The 13,632-nt window shown below is 63.5% G+C and carries 10 protein-coding genes; 3 read left to right on the top strand and 7 right to left on the bottom strand.

Annotated elements, in window-relative coordinates:
- Positions 1 to 26 precede the first annotated feature (26 nt).
- Positions 27 to 1,214: a Xaa-Pro peptidase family protein gene (locus TQ38_RS24050; RefSeq protein ID WP_043970171.1), complete on the bottom strand. Its 1,188-nt coding sequence runs from the start codon at positions 1,212 to 1,214 to the stop codon at positions 27 to 29.
- A gap of 8 nt (positions 1,215 to 1,222) precedes the next feature.
- Positions 1,223 to 2,443 carry an FAD-binding oxidoreductase gene (locus TQ38_RS24045; RefSeq protein ID WP_043970168.1) on the bottom strand — a complete coding sequence of 407 codons (1,221 nt, stop codon included), beginning with the start codon at positions 2,441 to 2,443 and terminating at the stop codon, positions 1,223 to 1,225.
- A gap of 259 nt (positions 2,444 to 2,702) precedes the next feature.
- Between TQ38_RS24045 and TQ38_RS24040 the strand changes: the two genes are divergently transcribed.
- The 3 genes from TQ38_RS24040 to TQ38_RS24030 are packed head-to-tail and all read left to right on the top strand — an operon-like array spanning position 2,703 to position 6,373.
- Positions 2,703 to 3,359 carry a GntR family transcriptional regulator gene (locus TQ38_RS24040; RefSeq protein ID WP_043970718.1) on the top strand — a complete coding sequence of 219 codons (657 nt, stop codon included), beginning with the start codon at positions 2,703 to 2,705 and terminating at the stop codon, positions 3,357 to 3,359.
- 21 nt (positions 3,360 to 3,380) lie between these two features.
- The gene (locus tag TQ38_RS24035; protein ID WP_043970166.1) at positions 3,381 to 4,802 is read left to right on the top strand and encodes an amino acid permease; all 1,422 of its coding nucleotides are present in this window, start codon (positions 3,381 to 3,383) and stop codon (positions 4,800 to 4,802) included.
- Between the two features lie 53 nt (positions 4,803 to 4,855).
- Positions 4,856 to 6,373 (top strand): glycoside hydrolase family 27 protein, encoded by a 1,518-nt coding sequence (locus TQ38_RS24030; protein ID WP_043970164.1) that lies wholly within the window; start codon positions 4,856 to 4,858, stop codon positions 6,371 to 6,373.
- A 212-nt stretch (positions 6,374 to 6,585) separates the two neighbouring features.
- Here the strand turns inward: TQ38_RS24030 and TQ38_RS24025 are convergent, their stop codons facing one another.
- The 5 genes from TQ38_RS24025 to TQ38_RS24005 form a co-directional block, all read right to left on the bottom strand.
- Positions 6,586 to 7,584 (bottom strand): 4-hydroxyproline epimerase, encoded by a 999-nt coding sequence (locus TQ38_RS24025; protein WP_043970162.1) that lies wholly within the window; start codon positions 7,582 to 7,584, stop codon positions 6,586 to 6,588.
- Positions 7,585 to 7,594: 10 nt separating this feature from the next.
- Positions 7,595 to 8,509 (bottom strand): dihydrodipicolinate synthase family protein, encoded by a 915-nt coding sequence (locus TQ38_RS24020; protein ID WP_043970161.1) that lies wholly within the window; start codon positions 8,507 to 8,509, stop codon positions 7,595 to 7,597.
- Positions 8,510 to 8,599: 90 nt separating this feature from the next.
- Positions 8,600 to 9,025: a hypothetical protein gene (locus tag TQ38_RS24015; RefSeq protein WP_043970160.1), complete on the bottom strand. Its 426-nt coding sequence runs from the start codon at positions 9,023 to 9,025 to the stop codon at positions 8,600 to 8,602.
- 102 nt (positions 9,026 to 9,127) lie between these two features.
- Complete coding sequence (locus tag TQ38_RS24010; RefSeq protein WP_162792362.1) at positions 9,128 to 11,770, bottom strand: TonB-dependent receptor; 2,643 nt, start codon at positions 11,768 to 11,770, stop codon at positions 9,128 to 9,130.
- A 303-nt stretch (positions 11,771 to 12,073) separates the two neighbouring features.
- Entirely contained in the window at positions 12,074 to 13,630 is a 1,557-nt protein-coding gene (locus tag TQ38_RS24005) for a family 43 glycosylhydrolase (RefSeq protein ID WP_240198080.1), read from the bottom strand.
- Between the last annotated feature and the right edge of the window lie 2 nt (positions 13,631 to 13,632).

Below are 13,632 nucleotides of genomic sequence, written 5' to 3'. Positions count from 1 at the left end.
GGATGGGCCGGCCAAGCCTCACACTTTCAGTCTGCTAGGCGATCTATCGATGCCTGGGGCTGCGTGAACCACTGCGCGCCAGTTGGCGTCACGAACATGTGATCTTCCAACCGCACGCCGAACCGCTGCGGCACGACGATCATCGGTTCGTTCGAAAAGCACATGCCCGGCTCCAGCAGAGTGCGATCGCCGCGCACCAGATAGGCCGGTTCGTGGATCGAGAGCCCGATGCCGTGCCCGGTGCGGTGGGGCAGGCCGGGAAGCGCGTAATCCGGCCCAAGCCCGGCCTTCACCAGCACAGCGCGCGCGGCGGCATCGACGCTTTCACAGGTTTCGCCGGGGCGCACGGCGTCGAAAGCGGCCTGCTGGGCTTCCTTCTCGATATCCCAGATGTCGCGGATATCCTGCGAAACGGCGCCAAACCCATACGTGCGGGTGATGTCGGAGTGGTAGCCCTGGATCGTGCAACCGGTGTCGATCAGCACGAGTTGGCCCTCCTCCAGCGCGCGGTCTCCGGGCAGGCCGTGGGGATAGGCGGTCGCCTCGCCGAACTGGACGATGCAGAAGCTGGACCCGCTGGCACCCAGCTTGCGGTGTGCGGCATCGATGAAGTGCACCACTTCGCTCTGGCGGATACCGGGCACAAGGATGCGCGCGGCGGCGTGGTGGATCGACAGCGTCATGTCCTTCGCCTGCTGCATGAGCGCGATTTCGGCCGCCGACTTGACCATGCGGCACTGCTTCATCACCGGCATGGCATCGACCAGAGCGGCGCCGCTCTGACGGATACGCTCGGCAAAGTGGAACGGCAGTTCAGGATCGATGGCCAGCGTCTTTGCGCCCACTTGCGCCAGAACGTCTCTTACCAGCGCGGCCGGGTCTTCGTCCTCCTGCCACGAACGGATGTCCACCGGGATCGCAAGGTCCGCCTCCAGCGTACCGATCTCGAAATGCGGGCAGATCATGATCGGCTCGCGTCCGGGCACCAGCAACATCACGACGAGGCGCTCGCTCTGGCCCCAGGGCAGGCCCGAGAAGTAGCGCAGCGATGCGCCCGCATTGATCAGGAGCGCGTCGGCCCCGAGCGCCTCCGTCAGTTCCTGCGCGCGGGCGATGCGTGCCCACCGTTCTGTAACGTCGATTGCAGGAGCACGCTCCGCCCAGGGCTGGAGGCGATCCAGTTCGATCTGCGCGGTCGATCCGCCAATCATCATGTCTGTCCTTATGCGAAGCGCTGGAGGTCGAAAGGCGCGAGCGGCAGTTCCGTTTGCTCGCCCATGACCATCGACCTGACCAACCGCGCGGTAATCGGTGCGAGCGTAAGCCCAAGGTGCTGATGCCCGAAAGCATAGTAGAGATTGTCCGCCCGCGTCGAGCGGCCGATCGCCGGAAGATAGTCCGGCAGCGTCGGCCGGCACCCCATCCACCGGCGGAACGGCCCGGAAATCGGCAGGCCAAGCTGCGCTACATGGCGTTCGAGGCGCTCCCACTTGCGCGGATCGGCAGGTGCATCGATCCGACTGAATTCCACGAAGCTGGCGGCCTGCACAGTCGGCCCAAAGCGGGTCACGATCATCGAAAGCTCCTCGAACACCACCGGGGGCAGGTCCTCTGGCCAGCCCGAGGAATCGGCGCGGATGTGGTAGCCGCGCTCGGCTATCATGGGCACTTTGTGGCCGAACGCTTCCATCAGCCCGCGCGAGTGTACACCCGCACAGACGATCACCCGGTCCGCGTCCAGCCCCGCGATTTCGGCGCGCTCATGGTTCAGGCCAAGCGCAGCGGATGCCTCGTGAATCGTGCCGCCGCGTGCGATGAAAGCGGTACGCAGGGCGCCGCGCAGAGCGCCAAGATCGGCGATCTGGCCGCTGCCTGAAAAGCGGATCGCCCCGGCTACACGCCGATTGCCGAGGGCTGAAAGCATGTCCCTCTCATCCGTCGTCGCGCCGTGGACTTGCGCCGTACCCGTGCGGGCCATTTCCCAGGAAGCGCGTCCGGCGCTGGCTGCATCATCGCCGTGCCATACCACGAAATGCCCATCCCGCCGGAGCAGTTCGGGCGCACCGATACGCGCCGTGATGGATTCCCACGCCGGCATCGCGCCCTCCAGCAGCGGTCCCAGCGCCGCGCAGCCGCTACGGAACCGCTCAGGACGCGCCGCCGCCAGCAGGCGCAGGCCAAACGGCAACCATGCAGGCAGGGACAGGGGCGGCAGTCCCACCGCGCCGCCGCGCATGAACAGGCGCCCGGGCATCGTGCGCACCGTTTTCATCGAGGCCAGCGGCTCTACCTGCTCGACCGCGATGTGGCCCGCATTGCCCCAGGACGGAGCCAGCGCGGCGGAATCATCGTCGATGATCGCCACGCGCTCGCCCGCCTCCAGCAATTCGATGCCGGTGCAAAGGCCGACCACCCCGCCGCCGACGATCCCGACTAGTCCCACAAAAACTCCGTTGCAATGAACGAGATATCGTATACGGTATATACACCGATCAACGCCGACACAAGGCTTTCGCATCCGCAATGACCGCAGGCTCGACCCGCCCCCAGAAAAGTTGCCTTTATCGCAGCGCTGTTTGCGCGGCGATAAAGGCGTGGACGCCGGAAATAAGGCGCGGATTGCAGGCGCATTCAGGATCATCTACCGTATACGTTAGTGCGGCCGCGTTTCACACGGCTGCTGTCGATATGGAGATATATTGGTGACGATCGTCGTCCGCACGCTTGCAGAACGGATTTTCGACGTGATCCGCGAAAGGATCGTCGAAGGGAAGCTCCCCGTCATGGAGCCGGTCCGCCAGGACGCCCTCGCAGCGGAGCTGGGCGTCAGCAAAATCCCGCTGCGCGAGGCGCTGACCCGCCTTGAGCATGAGGGCCTGCTGACCAGCCAAGCCAATCGCGGGTGGTTCGTCCGCCCGATGTCGAGCGACCAGGCCGAAGAAATCTATCTCCTGCGCCTGGCCATCGAACCGGCGGCCGTCGCCTATGCCTGCAGCCACGCCGACGAGGCCGACAAGGAGGCCGCCGTGGCCGCCTTCGAACGGCTCGACGAGGCGGCGCGGGGCGATCTTGCGACTGTCGGCCTGCGCAACCGTGAATTCCACGTCGCGCTGGTGCGTCCGGGCAAGCGCCTGCTGACCACCCAGCACGTCGAACGGCTCGAGGTTCTCGCCGAACGCTACGTCATCGCGCATCTCGAACCGGCCGGCCGCGGCGACCGCGCGCATTCCGAACACCGTGACCTGCTCGACGCCTGGCTCGCCGGAGAGGCGGACAAGGTGAAGGGCCTGCTTACCCAGCACATCGCCAGCACGCTCGACGACTTGCGCGCTCATTTCGCCGCCAGCCAGACCGGCTGATCCACATTTCCAGGGGGAACCATGTTCGGACCGCGTAAATCCATAGACTCGTTGCTGAAACGCGAATCCGGGCACTCCCTTGCCAAGACCCTTAGCTGGCCGCACCTGATCGCCCTGGGCGTGGGCGCCATCGTCGGCACCGGCATCTATACCCTGACCGGCGTGGGCGCCGACCGCGCTGGCCCCGCCGTGATCCTGGCCTTCGCGATCGCCGGCGCCGTCTGCGCCTGCGCCGCCCTCGCCTACGCCGAAATGGCGACAATGATCCCGGCGGCAGGCAGCGCCTATACCTTCAGCTATGCGGCGATGGGCGAGACGATCGCCTGGATCGTGGGATGGAGCCTGATCCTCGAATATTCGCTGGCGTGCTCCACCGTGGCGGTCGGCTGGTCGGGCTATCTTGTGGGCTGGATACAGTCTGCGGGTATCCACCTTCCCCATGCGCTGCTGGTCGGCCCACACGGCGGCGGCATCGTCAACCTGCCAGCCGTGGGCGTTGCCCTGGCGGTGATGGGCATGCTGATCGCCGGCACGCGCGAAAGTGCCACGCTCAACATCGTGTTGGTCATCATCAAGCTCGTCGCGCTTTCGGTGTTCGTGGCCATGGCGATGCCGGCTTTCCAGTCCGGCAACCTCGAACCCTTCATGCCCTACGGCTTCGTCAGCACCGAGGTCGGCGGCGAGCAGCGCGGCGTCATGGCCGCCGCCGCCATCGTGTTCTTCGCTTTCTACGGCTTCGACGCCGTCGCGACTTCGGCGGAAGAAGCCAAGAATCCGGGCCGCGACCTTACCATCGGCATCGTCGGCTCCATGGTGGTCTGCACGGTGATCTACATGGCCGTCGCCTTCGCCGCCATCGGCGCCCTGCCATTCCAGCAGCTTGCCAATTCGCCCGAACCGCTGGCCCTCGTACTGCGCCAGCTCGGCCAGCCGGTTGCCGCGCACCTGATCGCCCTTGCCGCCGTGCTGGCGCTGCCCTCGGTCATCCTGGTTATGATGTATGGCCAGAGCCGCGTGTTCTTCGTCATGGCGCGTGATGGCCTGCTGCCGCGCAGCCTCGCCAAGATCAGCCCGCGCACCGGCGCGCCCACGCGCATCACGCTGATGACCGGCATCTCGATCGCCATCGTCGCAGGCATCTTCCGGCTGGACGAGATCGCGGAACTGGCCAACGCCGGTACGCTGATCGCCTTCATTTCGGTCGGCGCGTGCCTGATGATCCTGCGCCGCCGCATGCCCGAACTGCCGCGCCTGTTCCGCTGCCCCAAACCGTACCTCGTGGGCACCCTGACGATCCTGGGCTGCGCCTACCTGCTGCTGAGCCTGCCAGCCTCCACCCTGGTCCGCTTCGGGGCATGGAACGTCATCGGCCTGCTGGTCTACTACCTTTACGGCCGGAGCCGCAGCGATGCCGGACGCGAAGCGGCGAATACCGCCGCCTGACCGGCGCACTATTCCACCTGAACCTGTCTCACCAAAGATCGAAGGAGATCGCGATGTCGCGCGCCCTTTTCACCGCTGCCGTACTTCTGGGACCCAGCCTGTCGCTGGCCGCCCCCGTGCTGGCCAAGACCGCCTATGACGGCGTCTGGCTGTTCGACGATACTCCGCCCACGCCCGGGGTGACGATGATGCAGGTCACCTCGAAAGGCGGCAAGATAGAGGGCACCGTGACCACCCAGTGGTACGGCCCCGTCGAAATGCTGAACCCGCATGTCGACGGCGGCACACTGAAATTCGACACCCGCAACATCAACGACCGCGAACACCCCACCCGTCCCTGGAGCGTCGCCATCCAAGGCGGCAAGGCTCACCTCAAGGGCCGCATCTGGGAATCCGAAGTCGACGCTTCGGGCTATCGCGGCAAGGTGAAGGACGCGCAGGCCCGTACCTTCAAGTTCTCGGCCCCCTTGCCCGCGCTCGGCGCACCGATCCCCAGCAAGCTGGCCGCCACGCCGCCGATGGGCTGGAGCAGCTGGAACAAGTTCGCCGAGCATATCGACGACAAGACCGTGCGCGCCATGGCCGATGCGATGGTCTCCACGGGCCTGCGCGATGCCGGCTACCTATACGTCAACATCGATGATGGCTGGCAGGGCAAGCGCGACGCGAACGGCGTGCTTCAGCCCAACGAGAAGTTCCCGGACATGAAGGCGCTGACCGACTATGTCCATTCCAAGGGACTGAAGATCGGCATCTATTCCTCGCAGGGGCCGCGCACCTGCGCAGGCTATGAGGGCAGCTACGGCCACGTCAGACAGGACGCGCAGACTTATGCCGATTGGGGCTTCGACTACCTCAAGTACGACTTGTGCTCAGGCGAGTGGTTCTATGACAATGCCGACACGGTGAAGCGCAGCTACTACGAAATGGGCGCCGCGCTTCAGGCGACGGGGCGCGATTTCATCTTCTCGCTGTGTGAATATGGGCGCTTCGACGTGGGATCATGGGGCCGCGATGTGGGCGGCCAGCTCTGGCGCACCACCGGCGACATCACCGACGATTACCCGACCATGGCCAAAATCGGTTTCGACAAGAACGGCAAGCCCGAATGGGCCGGGCCGCACGGCTTCAACGACCCGGACATGCTCGAAATCGGCAACGGCGGCATGAGCGCGGACGAATACCGCACGCACATGACCCTGTGGGCAATGTCGGCGGCGCCGCTGATGATGGGCCATGATCTGCGGGAAACGTCGCCCGAGACGCTTGCCATGCTCACCAATCCACGCGTGATCGCCGTGGATCAGGATGCGAAGGGAGTGCAGGCGAAGGCGCTGCGCAAACAGGGCACGATGGAAGTCTGGGCCAAGCCCCTGGCCGATGGCCGGGTGGCGCTGGCCTTGTTCAACCGAGGCGATGCGACCGGTTCGCTGGCCCTTACGCCGGGCGATGCCGGGCTGACGGCAGTCAACAAGGTCGAGGACGTGTGGAGCGGCGCCAAGTCCGCCAAATTGCCTGCCAGCTACACCGTCCCGGCGCGCGGCGCGGTGATGGTAGTCGTGGGAGGCTGAAAACCAAAAGGCGGAGCAGCGAGAAATCGCGCTCCGCCCCACAACCCCACAACCCCGCTCAGCCTGAGCTTGTCGAAGGCCCCCGAAATGGGGCGCCCAGTCTCGGGGGCCTTCGACAAGCTCAGGCTGAGCGGGTTTCAAGGTATTTGGCGAGCGTTGAAACACCAACTAGTGACGCTAACGCCTCCTCAAGCCAGTACGGCCAGGCGAAATCACTTGACCTGAAAGCCCTCCCAGAAGGTATCGGCCTTGTCGATCCAGATGGTGTTGAACCCGGTAGCGATCGCCGAACCCTCGATCGAGGGGATGATCGCCGGCTGGTCGCCCAGCATCACCGATTTCTCCACGCGGCCGATAAAGCGGCTGCAGATGTAGCTTTCGTGCACGAAGCTGTCCCCTACAGACAGCCGGCCAGACGCCGCCAGATGCGCCAGGCGCGCTGAGGTGCCGGTGCCGCAAGGGCTGCGGTCGATCGCCTTGTCGCCGTAGAACACGGCATTGCGGCCATCGGCGCCTTCATGCTTGGGCTTGTCCGCCCAAAGCACATGGCTGACACCGCGGATCGTGGGATCGAGCGGGTGAACCGGCTCGAACTTAGCCCGAACCGCCTCGCGGACACGGCCGCTGAGATCGATGATCCGCGCCGCGCCAAGATCGTCAAGACCGGTATAGGCGCCCTGCGGCTCGACGATGGCATAGTAGTTGCCGCCGTAAGACACGTCGATCGAGAGCGGGCCAATGCCCTCCACGTCCACCTCGATACCCCGCGCGGCGACATAGGCGGGGACGTTGGTGATGCGTACCGAAGTAACCTTCGGCCCCTCGGTTTCATAGGCGATCTCGATCACGCCCGCCGGCACTTCCACCCGCAGGCGGCCCGGCGTGGCGGGCTGGATCAGCCCGTGCTCCAAGCCGAAAGTGACGATGCCGATGGTGCCGTGGCCGCACATGGGCAGGCAGCCGCTGGTCTCGATGAACAGGATGCCGATGTCGTTCGCGGCATCGGTGGGCGGATAGAGGAACCCGCCCGACATCATGTCATGCCCGCGCGGTTCGAAGCACAGGCCGGTGCGGATCCAGTCGAAACGCTCCAGGAAATCCTGGCGCCGCTCGGACATGGACGCGCCCTTCAACAGCGGAACCCCGCCCGCTATCAAGCGGACGGGGTTACCGGCTGTGTGGCCGTCGATGCAGAAGAATGTGTGCCGCATCGATGCTCCTTCAGGCTGCCTTTGCGACGGAAAGATCCGGCCGGGTAGCAGCGGCCTTTTCGACCATCGCGATCACTTCGGCGCGGCGCTCGCCCTGAAGCACATAGCGCGGAGGCAGGACGCGCTCCGAACCACGGCCCATGACTTCCTCTGCCAGCTTGATCGACTGGACAAGATCATGCTCGGCATCGAGGTGCAGCAGCGGCATGAACCAGCGATAGATTTCCATGGCCTTGGCATGGTCGCCGCGCGCGAACGCTGCAACCAGTTCCACCGATTCCTTGGGGAAAGCGTTGGTGAGGCCCGAAACCCAGCCCTGCGCGCCGAGGTACAGCCCTTCCAGCGCCACGTCGTCGAGACCTGCGAACAGCACATAGCGATCGCCGAAAGCATTGCGGAAATCGGTGAAGCGGCGCGTATCGGGCGCCGATTCCTTGACCGCAACGATGTTCGGCACGTCGATCAGCTGCGTCAACACTTCCTGGTCGATCACGGTGCGATAGGCCGGGGGGTTGTTGTAGAGCATGATCGGCAAGCCGGTCTGGTCGGCAACGCCCTTGAAGTGGGCGACAAGTTCATGCGCCTTGGGCACGTAGACCATCGGCGGCAGCAGCATCAGGCCGTCCGCGCCGGCCTTTTCCGCGGCCTGTGCATACCGCACCGCGCGGCGCGTGTCGTATTCCGAAACGCCGGTGATAACCGGCACGCGGCCGTCCACTACTTCGACGATGGCGGAGAGAACCTGGACCTTTTCGTCATATTCCAGCGAGTTGTTTTCGCCCACCGTGCCGAGCGCGATCACGCCGGTCACCCCGTCGCGGATCAGATCGTCGACGACGCGCTGGGTGTCCGCGATATCGATCGACAGGTCAGCGCGGAGCTGCGTGGTGACTGCCGGGAAAACACCCTTCCAACCGATTGCCATGAATTTTATCCTGTTATGCGTTAACTTGAGATATCGTATACGATATTATCTACTGTGAGGCAATGGCCTTTTTCGCACCTGCACACATCGTCAACGCGGCCAGTTCTGCGGCAATGGCCCATCCACATCGCCGGAAAACGGCTGCAAACGGTCGATCACGCAGGCAGGGCCGGGGACTTGAGTGGCGGTCATGAGCGCGCGTACTTTGTCACCTTCGCAAACGCGGTCGCCGTCCATTTCCAGGCTGACGATGGCGAGCGGATTGAGCGTGCGGCAGGCACCGCCCTTGAAGACGGCGATATAGGACTGCCGGACATCAGGCTGTCCGCGAAAATACAGCAAGCCATCGTCGCGCACCGTGGGCCCGGCCAAGGCAGAACGCAAAACACACAATTTGCCCGAAACTGCGGGCTTGGGCGCCGCAGTTGCAGCCCCCAGAAGCAGCGCCAGGAAAACGCCGCCGAACGCGATAGCATGGTTGGAAAGTCTGGCGGGAAAGCGGGATGGTCCGGTCATGACAGAAGCTCCGATCCTTGAAAATACGCGCTGAAACGAAAACAGCCGCGCCATCGAAATGGCGCGGCTGTCGAGGTCATCTTGGCAAAGGCGCCGCTCCGGTCAGAAGCGGAAGCGGACACTGCCCTGAAGCGTGCGTGCCAGGGTGCGCACACCCAGCGGCAGCAGATTCTGGCTGGCGTGATAGCGGAAAACGTCGTTGCCCAGAATGTTCGAAGCCTCAAGCGAGAGCGTCATGAACGGCACCGGGGTGTAGTTCACCGCCGCATCCAGCTTGGATGTGCTGCCGTTATAGGGCGAATACTCCGGATTCTCCTGCCAAATGCTCAGACGATAGGAGGAACGATAGTTATAGGCCACGCGGGCGCTGAACTTGGGGGTATCGTAAAACAGCGTGGCATTGGCCGTCCACTTCGACGTGTTCGGGGAATCGAATGCGCCGGGAAAATCTTCGGGGTAAGGATATTCGATACGGGCCTTGAAGATGTGGCTGGCGTTCATGCTGGCACCGAAGTTCTTCAGGATGCCCGGCAGGAAGTCGAAGAACGACTGCACCGTACCTTCGAGACCGATGAAGGTGCCGTCACCTGCGTTACGCAGCTGTTCGACATAGCCGGTGCTTAAACCATAGTCCGCAAGGTTGATGCCGTAGGCCGCCATCTCGGTCGCGGTCACCTGTTCGCGGCTGTAGTAGAGGAAGCCTGTGGCCTTCTTGTAATAGCCGGCAAGCGATACCTGGCCGCCGCGACCGAAGTAGTATTCCGCGCTGACGTCGAACGCCTGCTCGCGCTGGGCCTTCAGTGCCGGGTTTCCGGCAAAGACAACGGCTGAAGTGGATCCGACATCCACCGTATAGAACGGGCGGGAATCGTAGAAACCGGGCCGCGAGACGTTGGTGGAATACGATAGCCGCAACTGAGCCTTGGGAGTGAAGTGAATGACGGCCGAAACGGTCGGCAGCAGGTCGTAATAGTTGCCCGCACCAGGCGATTGCTCGACGATCTGCTGGTTGCCGTTCGCAGGGGTGCCCGGCCGGAAGTTGAAGCTGTTCGAAGTACCCCAGGTGTTGGTGTAGCGTACACCGGCGAGTCCATCGACCGGGATCGAGCCGATTTCGAAGCCGTAATTGAACTGGGCATACGCTGCAAAGTTCTTCTCGTTCGAGCTGAACGTCTGGCCGCGATCGCTCGACGGATAGACACTGGCGAAGTTGTTGGCGTTGCCGGGATCAGTCTGCTGGATCAGTGCACGGATCGCGTCGATATTGCTGAGGACCGATGCGCCGGGGATGCGATACCACTGCGTTGTTGCGCCTCCGATGTCCGGCCCGACCATCGATGCATCATCAAACCCGGGGATCATGCTGAGCGGAGCAAATGCACCGCCGACGCGCGGAAAACCATCGCGATAGCCGTAGTAACGGCTGGTCCGGCGCTGGTTGAAGCGGCCGCCCACCTGCAGGTTACGCAGGAAGCCGGTGTCGCTGATTTGCAAAGTCAGGTCGGTCTGGGCGGCGAACTCCTTGTTCTTCGATCCGCCGCGATTGTCCTGGAACCGCTCGACCCCGTAGGAGGACAGGTTGTTCAGGTCGACCCCGTTGAAGGTGATCGAAGGCGCGCCCTTGCTGTAGAGATCAGATGCGAAATCGACGCTGGCCGAGGTGATCTGGCCCGGCTTGAGGATGGTCTCGACGAAGTAATTTCCCTCGTTCGACCAGTTGTACTGCGCGGCTGCATTGATCTGGACCCGGTCCGAGTGCCAATGCGCTTCGAGGTTCGTAGTATACAGGTTAGAGTGGATCGTATTGTAAAGGCTGTCGATGCCCGCATTCAGGCCATTCGGGTTGGTCAGGGTCACGGACTTCACCGTCTTGCCATCAGGCATGAACACGAGGTCGCTGTAATTCGGCACTACCTGCATGTCCTGCACGTAGAGACGCTCGACCGAACGCTTCTCGCGCGAGCCAAGGTAGCTTCCTTCCAGCACAAAATCGAGTTTGTCGCTGGCGCGCCATTGCAGCACGCCGTTGATCGAGGGGCGCTTCACGCTGCCCTGCTCAAGGCCGTACTGGGCGCGGTAGGGGATCACCAGCTGGCTGCCGCCGGTCCGCGTTACCAGGAACGGAGATTCGCTCTCGATAAAGTTCTCGCGGTAGTTCGTCTTGGTCATCGACGCGTTGATGAGGAAGCCGATCTCGCCGATCCCGGTTTCGAAGCGGTTGGCGACCAAGAGGCTGCCGTAGGGGCTGACCTTCTCGGAGATGTCATCATAGGCTCCGCGTGCACTGCCTGCGATCGTCCAGCCCTTTTTCATGTCGAACGGACGGCGCAGTTCGACGTTCACGGAGCCGGCGATGCTGCCTTCCACCTGGTCGGCGGAGCGCGTCTTGTAGACATCGACCTGCTTCAGCAATTCAGCAGGGATGTCCGACAGGTTAAGCGAGCGGCCGTCACCGAGGTTAGTGTTGTTGCCATTGACGGTGGTCTGCACGCCGGAGAGGCCGCGGATCGTAACGTCCTGCCCTTGGCCGCGCGCGCGGTCGATCTGCACGCCAGTCACGCGGGCAAGCGCTTCGGGAACGTTATTGTCGGGCAATTTTCCGACATCTTCGGCCACGATCGAATCGACGATCTGCTTGGAGTTCTTCTTCTTGGTGACAGCAGCCTCGACGCTGCCCCGCACGCCGGTGACGACGATATCGGCACGGGACGCTTCTTCAACGTCGACATCGGCCGTCTGTGCCATGGCAGGCGCGCCAATGGCGATTATCATGATGGAAGAGAGCGCCGTCGAAAGCTTCAAGGCTTTTAAAGATGTCATCACAAACCCCCTGTTTGAATACCCCGGCGCCTTTGATCTGACACCTTAAACTTATATCGTATACTTCCTATGATATCTAAACCGAGTCAAGCCGATTGTGGCGGTTTGGTGAATTTTATGTCCGACAAATGTCTGAATGAAGATATATCCGGAAAGACAACCACTTCGGGGCGCAGGTTCGTCACCCGCGCCCCGTTCAGGCTTGTAGTTTCAGCGCCTCTCCCGCGCTTATTTGCAGGGTGGGGGCGCGACCTTGGCTCCACGTACGCTGATCGGCGCTGATTGCGGCGCCAGCGCTTCCCATTCCTGTACCGCAAGCGCGGCGTGAGTCTTGCCGTCCGTCGATGCGTCCATCACCGCGCGCAGGCAGCGGGTGGTGATGGCGTGGAACGACACGTCCTGATAGGCCCCGGCGGCGACGCTGTAACCGCTGGCGCCGCGCACCGGCTTCCAGCCATTTTGCCAATACTCAAGGTGCCAGGCGGCAGGCGGGGCGACGCCGAGACCCGAGCCGGCAGGCTGGTCGTTCCAGAACCAGATGCGCGATCCGTTGAGCGTCACCGGCTTGTCCCAGCGGTACTCGATCCACTGGCGCGGCGGGTTGTTCACCGTCCAGCTGCCCCACATATCGGGCGGCAGGGGCGCGGATTTGGTGATCCCGTCGTTCAGCGATTTGATCCAGAACTGCACCGGCACCGGATCGTTCGAGACGGTAGCCCAGGCCGAGCGGGCGATGTTGCGGCTGGGCATGGGTGCTGGCTGCGGGCGCAGGGTCGGCACCACGGTGCGGATGCGCGCGGGGCTGACGCTGTCGTCCCACTCCATTTTATCCAGCGCGACGCTGCGCCGGAAGTGACCGCCGCCTGCCGCGTCGGCGGTATGATAGGCCATGTACCACTGGCCGTTGAACTCCACCGCGCCGGGGTGCGACGTGGTCGACGACACCGGCTTCAGCGCCACGCCGCGATAGGTCCACGGCCCCATCGGCGTGGGCGCGCTGCCATAGGCGATGCAGGCGTGATAGACCGCCGGAGTGCAGTCGGACGTGGGGCCAGCCTTGTTGCCGGCGTAGAGCATGTAATAGGTGCCCTTGCGCTTCATGATCCACGGCGCTTCGAAGAAGCCTTCCAACCCCTCGATCTTCTGCTCCGGGCCTTTGGGCGTAATCATGTCACGCGCCAGCTCCATGGCGCGCAACTGGCCGAAGGTGCCCCAGTAAATATAGACCTTGCCGTCATCGTCGATAAGCACGGTGGGATCGATGTTCTGGATATTGTTGCTGACCGGCACCCGCTGCGAAATGATCGGGCCCGCCGGATGGGCATCGCGCCAAGGGCCGACCGGATTGTCCGACACGGCCACGCCGATCGCAAAGCGGTCCTGTGCGTCGCTGCTCTTCTCCAGCACCGGGGCATAGAGGTAATAGCGTTTGTCCGGCCCCTGGATGATCTGGCCAGCATAGGCACGCGCTTCCTCGGCCCACGCGAAGACGTTCTCCGGCTTGGCTATGGCGGGATAGTGCATCCACTTGCCCGAGGCGGGATCGGCCGTCTTCAGGATCTGCCATTCGCCCATGATGAAGTCGTTGACGTCCGGCGGCGCCTGATCGCGGCCCGCGAGTATCCATAGCTGCCCATCCGCCACGAAAGGTGCCGGGTCGGTCGAGTAATAATCGCCATCCGCAAGGATCGGATTGCCCGGTATCGTGAGTTCCCGCGCCGCCTGCGCCGCCGCCGGAGCGGCCAGCGCAGTGGTCGCCAGCACGGCGGCGAGGACGCGCATCATCG

The organism is Novosphingobium sp. P6W, from assembly GCF_000876675.2.
Taxonomy (GTDB): domain Bacteria; phylum Pseudomonadota; class Alphaproteobacteria; order Sphingomonadales; family Sphingomonadaceae; genus Novosphingobium.
Note: the sequence above shows the minus strand (reverse complement) of the source record. Positions and strands in the feature narration are given on the sequence as shown.